Annotated in this window: 2 protein-coding genes and 1 pseudogene; 1 reads left to right on the top strand and 2 read right to left on the bottom strand. The window is 72.5% G+C overall.

Annotation, left to right across the window (positions count from 1 at the left end):
* The coding region (locus ABZ646_RS43210) for a PAS domain-containing protein (RefSeq protein WP_360532287.1) at positions 1-321 on the bottom strand (321 nt) is incomplete at its 3' end.
* A 310-nt stretch (positions 322-631) separates the two neighbouring features.
* On the opposite strand from ABZ646_RS43210, the gene ABZ646_RS43205 reads away from it, so the two are divergent.
* Positions 632-2,584, top strand: a complete 1,953-nt coding sequence (locus ABZ646_RS43205) for a DUF1996 domain-containing protein (RefSeq protein ID WP_360532284.1) — start codon at positions 632-634, stop codon at positions 2,582-2,584.
* A gap of 43 nt (positions 2,585-2,627) precedes the next feature.
* On the opposite strand, the pseudogene ABZ646_RS43200 reads toward ABZ646_RS43205, so the two are convergent.
* Positions 2,628-3,311, bottom strand: a pseudogene (locus tag ABZ646_RS43200) (lipoprotein); the annotation flags it as partial.
* Positions 3,312-3,405 lie beyond the last annotated feature (94 nt).

Raw genomic sequence — 3,405 nt, 5'->3', positions numbered from 1 at the left:
CCAGTAGCGCTCCTCCCAGTACCCGGGCCGGCCGGGGACCTGCACGTCGTACCGCTGGAGAGCCATCGTGTCGCGCTCGCCGGTGGCGAGGACCCGCCGCAGCGAGCACTCGAGGTTGCGCATGCCGGTGGCCCCGGAGTCGTCGGGGTTGTCCGGGAACACGTCGAACAGGTACCGCCCCACCACGTCCTCACGCCTGCGCCCGGCCATGCGGAGGAACTCGGCGTTGACGTCCGCGTACACCAGGTCGGGGGTCAGCAGGGCCACCATCCCGGGCAGGTTCTGGAAGACCGTCGCGTAGTCGATCTCCGCGTCGCTCATGGCATCGCTCATGACAGGGGCCACCTCCCCGTCGTTTTCGCACCAGTTTCGCACAAAAAGAATGTTTTGCGCCGCATGGTCTCCATGCCGTCGCGTGCGCTCCGTGCTCATACGACTACCCCGTGAATCCGCTACCTGTGAGATCGCCGTGAATTCGTGTGGCTGTTGAACGCCGGGGCTCCGCGGGCCGTATCAGGCGGGGGATCTCCATGCCCGGCCGCCCACGACAGGCAGGGGTACGACGTTGAGACGCAGCAGGCGCAGACGCCCGACCGGCGCACGACGCGCGACCTTCGCGGCGGTCGCCCTGATGCTCGGCGGGGGAGGCCTGGTCGCGGTGAACGTCTACGCCTCGGCCACCGAGGGCGGCTGGGACCAGCGGTCCGCGCAGAACCAGAACGCCCAGGTGCTGTCCGCGCCCACGGTCTACTGTCCCGACGTCGGCAGCCGGCTCACGGACGTACCCGACGGGGCCCGGACCGAGGTGGACGGCGAACTCGCCCGGCTGGACCAGCAGATCGCGGGCGCCTACCGGCAACTCTCGGAGTCGGCCGAGGCGATCCGGCAGAACGCCGGGCTCGCCGACCAGGCGATCATGAACCCGCTGAAGGAGCAGCGGGCCGAGACGCTCCGCCGCATCGGCGACGCGCTCGGCCGCGCGGGCGGCCGGCCACAGGGCCTCGACGTCCTCGCCGCCTGCACCCTGCGCTCGACCGGCCAGGGCGGCGAACAGTCGACGGCACCCCAGGCCGGCGGCGGCCAGGCCGGAGCCGACGGCGCCACGCCGAGCCAGGGCGCCGGGGCGGGTGCCGGAGGGCAGGGCGGCAACGGTCCCGTGACCGCCGACTACGCCGACATCACCACCGTCCAACCGAACGTCACGGCCCCGCCCGAGCGGTCCGGCGGCTCCACCGGCACCTTCTCCTCCAGCTGCGGCGTCAACGCGAACGGCCTGTTCAACTCGGACAACGTGATCGTCGCGCCGGGTGTCTCCAACGGCGCCCACCACTTCCACGACTACATCGGCAACCAGTCCAACAACGCCTTCGCCGGCGACCAGGACCTCGCGAACGCCGACACCAGCTGTGCCGACAAGGGGGACAGGTCCACGTACTACTGGCCTGTGCTCCGGCTGCAGAACGGCAAGCAGGAGCGGGACGCCGACAAGCCGGGCGGTGGCACGGAGGGCAACGCCGGGCAGATCGTCACGGCCAAGCAGGTCACCCTGACCTTCGAGGGCAACCCCACCTCCAAGGTCACCGGGATGCCACGGCTGCTGCGCATCATCACCGGCGACGCCAAGGCGTTCGTCAACGGCCCGGCCAACGCCAACGCCTCCTGGAGCTGCACCGGTTTCGAGGACCGGCAGCTCAGGGACAAGTACCCGCTGTGCCCCGCGGGCAGCGACGTCGTCCGCACCTTCAGGTTCCAGAGCTGCTGGGACGGCCGGAACATCGACAGCGCCAACCACCGCACCCATGTGGCGTTCGAGGCCGCCGACGGCAGCTGCCCGACCGGTTTCCAGGCCATCCCGCAGCTGGTGCAGCGCATCGTCTACGCCGTCGACGCGCCGAGTCTCGACGACGGTGGCCGTACGGTCCCGCTGTTCGCGGTGGACTCGTTCCCGGAGCAGCTGCACAAGCCGGTCACCGACCACGGCGACTTCATCGACGTCTTCGACGACAGCCTGATGCGGACGATGGTCGACTGCATCAACTCCGGCCGGACCTGCGGCGCGGGAGCCGCCGAGCCGCCGCCCGCGCAGAGCGCCGAGCCCACTGCGGGGCAGACCGCGACCCCGGTCACCCCGCCGCCCGGGACGGCGAGCGCCGAGCCGTCGGAGCCGTCGGAGCCGGCAGTGTCCTCCGAACCTGCGGAGCCTTCCGGGTCCTCGGAGCCGTCCGTACCGGTGAGCGCCGAGCCGTCCGAGCCTCCGGCCGGGGCCCCGGCCACGGAGACCGCCGCTCCTTCCGGCCTGCCGAGGGTCTACGCGTCCGCGTCGCCGAGGAAGCCGGGAGGCGGTGACATCAGCCGGCCGACACAGCGGCCCGAGACCACCACCACCCCCTCCGCCGCCGCAGTCGTACCGGCGGGTCAGGAGTCCCCGTCCACGGCCGCCCCGGCCGACCCCCGGACACAGCCCCAGGCGGTCCAGGGCGGCCTCGCCGCGACCGGCGCCACCCTGTGGCCCGCCGTCTTCGGCACGCTGCTGCTGGCCGGCGGGTTCGCGCTGCTGTGGCGCACCAGGCGGAACTCCGCCTGACCGCTCCGCCCGGCCACGTCCACGCCGTGCGCAGCGTGGCCTGGGCGAGCTCGAACGCGGGGCGCATCTCGTCGTGCTCCGCGCTGTCGAGACCGCCCAGGTGCGGTACGACGGGACCGCGGGGTGTGACCACGGCCAGCGCCGGCTCCTTGGTGCGCTCGCCGAGGAGTCGGACGCGGTGGACGCAGTCGACCCGCACCCCCGACAGACCGCCCGAGCCGAAGGTCCGGTACACCGCCCGGTCGGTGTCGCCCTCGGCGGTCACGAAAGCCCGCGGCACCGTGCGGGCGTCACCGCTGCCCGGCTGCCCGGCCGACACCCTCAGGAAGCCGATGGCCACGGTGGGCGTGGCGTCGAGCTCGCAGACCAGAGCGACGTCGAACGCCACCGGCAGGGCACAGGCGGAACCGGTGCCACCGACCGTTCCCGCGCTTTCGGCGACCTTGCCCGACCCGCGCCCCGAGACCGTGACGTCGGCCGAGCGCGGTGCCGCACCGCATCCCGTCAGCAGCCCGCGAGCACGGCGAGCAGCGCCACTCCCGCTCCGCCGTACCGCACGGCCCCGTTGACCGTCCGTCACATTACCGAACCGTGACCTGACGGCTGCTACCCCCGGTAACCCGATGCTGGTTACCGTCGGGTAAGCCGCACCCGCCCCGTCGGCCGCTCCGGGGACGCCTGCTCCACCTCCACCTCCCACGTCCAGCACGTCCAGGAGGCTCCCCATGCCTGTCCGCGTTCGTCTGCTCGCCACCGCCGTCGCCGCTGCCGCCTGCCTCTGTCTCCAGACACTGCAGGCCACGGCTTCCCAGGCGGAGGTC

The organism is Streptomyces sp. NPDC007162 (genome assembly GCF_040634175.1).
GTDB lineage: Bacteria > Actinomycetota > Actinomycetes > Streptomycetales > Streptomycetaceae > Streptomyces.
The sequence above is the reverse complement of the archived record's forward strand: the minus strand, read 5'-3'. Positions and strand labels throughout refer to the sequence as shown.

Bases quoted from the DNA above. Each gene is read 5' to 3' on its own strand.
- ABZ646_RS43205 (WP_360532284.1), top strand. From the start codon at position 632: ATGCTCGGCGGGGGAGGCCTGGTCGCGGTGAACGTCTACGCCTCGGCC.